The following is a 2,512-nucleotide window of genomic DNA, read 5'->3' on the forward strand; positions in this document are numbered from 1 at the left end:
GGCCGCTGTCGCGCCCGGCCCGGCCGCCACCGTGTCCCTGCCGGCCACCGCCCCGGGGCCCGCGAGGCCCCGCGTTGTGCGGCCCGGTGTGCCGGTGGCCGGTTCGCCTCCCGCCGTTGCGCGGCGCGCCGGGCGAGGCCGTAGCCCCGCAACCCCGTGGCACGCCACCCCCACTACCGCCCTGCGGAGCGTCACCGTCCCTCCGGGCAGCAGCCGCAGCCGTCACACCGTCAAGGAGCCCCAGCCGTGAGCGAGACCCACGCCGAGTACCCCGCGTGGAGCGAGCCCGACGAGCCGTCGGCTCCGGCCGCCCCGGGTATCCCGACCACCGGGGCCACCCCCGCGGACGCCGCCGACGCGGCCCGGCTCGTCGCGTACGGGCTCCAGCCCAAGCTGCTGCCCGCCCGCGACGCCGAGTACGCCGAGCTGCTGCGCCGCTACCGCGAGGACCCCGGCTTCGCCCGGCTCGCCGATGCCGTCGCCACCGGCCTCGGCCTGGTCGTCCTGGAGGTCTCCACCCGGGCCGGCATGGCCGTCGCCGCCGGCGAGGACTCCGTCTTCGCCGTCCGCATGGGCGACTACGCGCGCCGCACGGCCGCCGACTCCGCCGACCGCTTCCTGCACGGCCTGGCCCACCTCGCCGTCGCCGCGCTCGCCTTCCCCCGCCCCGAGGACCTCGCCGACGACGGCTACATCGGCCGGATCACCGTCAACGGCGTCGACTCCTTCGTCCGGCAGACCTGCCGCCGCCTGGAGGAACGCGCCGAGGAGCAGGGCGAGAACACCGACCCGGCCAGCGACGCCCCGGGCCTGGAGGCCGCCTGGCGCGTCTACGCCCGCCGCAGCGCGACCGGCGCCACCAAGGACGCCCGTCGGCTGGCCGGCTCCACCACCGGCATCGTCGGCAAGGCGGTCGCCTTCCTCACCGACTCCGGCTTCCTGCAGCGCACCGGCGACGACGCCGGCGGCGCGTACCGGACGACCCCGCGCTACCAGCTCCAGGTCCGCGACATGGCGGGCAGCGCCGCCATGGCCGAGCTGCTGGAGCTGGGCGTGGTCCCGGTCAGCGACGGCTCCGCCAGCCTGCTGCCGCCGCCCGAGGGCGACGACCTGGACCTGGTGGCCGACGCGGGCCTGCCGTTCCACGCCTGACCCGCCCCCCCCGCCCGGTCCCCGGCCCCGCCGGCCGCCCCGCCCCGCCGTCCCTCACGTACGCACAACCCACGAGAGTCCGCCGCCATGTACGAGCTGTCCCGGATCCGCCTCTACTCCATCGGGCCCGCCGGCGCACGCTACGCCGACACCGTGCTCGACCTGCGCGGAGTCGGCGCGCCGGTGCCGAACCCGGCACCCGCCCAGGCGGAGTTCTTCGAGGAGGAGCCCTCCGGCCCGCCGCGCCGGCCCGCGCCCGCCGGCGTGCTCTTCCTGGAGAACGGCGGCGGCAAGTCCGTCCTGCTCAAGCTGATCTTCTCGGTCATGCTGCCCGGCCACCGCAACACCCTCGGCGGCGCCAGCTCCGGCGTGCTGCGCAAGTTCCTGCTCGCCGACGACTGCGGGCACGTCGCCCTGGAGTGGCAGCACACCCTGACCGGCGAGTGCGTGGTCGTCGGCAAGGTCAGCGAGTGGCGCGGCCGCCAGGTCTCCAACGACCCGCGGAAGTTCGCCGAGGCCTGGTACTCCTTCCGCCCCGGGCCCGGCCTGAGCCTGGACAACCTGCCGGTGGCCGAGTCCACCGCCGTACGCCCGCCCGTCGAGGGCGCCTCGGGCGCGCAGGGCCGCCGCCGCACCATGAAGGGCTTCCGCGACGCCCTCACGGACGCGGGCAAGGCCTACCCGCACCTGGAGGTGTACTGGGAGGAGATCCACGACCGCTGGAACGAGCACCTCGGCGAGCTGGGCCTGGACCCCGAACTCTTCCGCTACCAGCGCGAGATGAACGCCGACGAGGGCGAGGCCGCCGGCCTCTTCGCGGTCAAGAAGGACTCCGACTTCACCGACCTGCTGCTGCGCGCGGTCACCGACACCCGCGACACCGACGGCCTCGCCGACCTGGTCCACGGCTTCGGCAACAAGCTGGGCCGCCGCTCCGAGCTGATGGCCGAACGGGACTTCACCGCCGGCTCCGTCGACCTGCTGAACCGGATCGTGGAGGCGGCAGAGACCCGGTCCCGGGCCCGCGACGTCCACGCCGGCGCCGAGCGCCGCACCCGCACCCTGGCCCGCCGGCTGTCCGCCCGCGCGGCGGACGAGCGCGGCCGGGCCGCCGACCTCGCCCAGCGCGTCACCGGCGCCGCCCACGAGGTCACGGCCGCCGAGTCCGCGCGCGGGCGCAGCGCCCTCATCGCCGCCGAACTCGCCTACCGGCACGCCTCGCTGGCCCTGACCGTGGCCGACAAGGCGGCCGCGGCCCAGCGCCGCGAGCTGCTGGAGGCCCGCACGCTGCACTCCGCCTGGCAGGCGGCCGAGTCGGTGCTGCGCCGGTCTCGTCTACACATCTGACGCTGCCGTCGCT

General features: G+C 76.4%; 1 protein-coding gene and 1 pseudogene. Both read left to right on the plus strand.

The window, feature by feature from the left end; translation table 11 throughout:
- Positions 1 to 246: 246 nt before the first annotated feature.
- A complete protein-coding gene (locus tag GPJ59_RS35450) occupies positions 247 to 1,152 on the plus strand; it encodes a hypothetical protein (protein WP_219672224.1) in 906 nt (301 codons plus the stop codon).
- Positions 1,153 to 1,239: 87 nt separating this feature from the next.
- Positions 1,240 to 2,478 (plus strand): annotated as a pseudogene (locus GPJ59_RS35455) (hypothetical protein); the annotation flags it as partial.
- Positions 2,479 to 2,512 lie beyond the last annotated feature (34 nt).

The sequence above is a fragment of the Streptomyces bambusae genome, assembly GCF_019400985.1.
Taxonomy (GTDB): Bacteria; Actinomycetota; Actinomycetes; order Streptomycetales; family Streptomycetaceae; genus Streptomyces; species Streptomyces bambusae_A.